The 209-nt window shown below is 68.4% G+C and carries 1 protein-coding gene; it reads right to left on the bottom strand.

The genetic code is table 11. The features are described from left to right. A partial coding sequence (locus tag NFT33_RS19030) for a transposase (RefSeq protein WP_251677716.1) occupies nt 1-209 on the bottom strand: 209 nt, incomplete at both ends.

Here is a 209-nt window from a genome sequence, read left to right as displayed (position 1 = left end):
GGTCTTGCGACCCAGACCGCGTGTCCCGCGGCCAGTACGTTCTTCGCGGCGTTCAGGTCCGCGTTTTCTTCATGTCCGCACGCTTCGCACTCGAAGCGGGCTTGCGTCGGCCGGTTCTCCCTGGCGGTGTGCCCGCAGGCGCTGCACCGCTGGCTCGTGTACGCCGGTTTCACCGGCACCACTGCGCCGCCTCGGGCCGCTGTCTTGTA

It is taken from the genome of Sphaerotilus sp. FB-3, from assembly GCF_023706025.1.
Lineage (GTDB): Bacteria > Pseudomonadota > Gammaproteobacteria > Burkholderiales > Burkholderiaceae_C > Sphaerotilus > Sphaerotilus sulfidivorans.
This window is presented reverse-complemented; position numbering and strand designations above follow the sequence as displayed.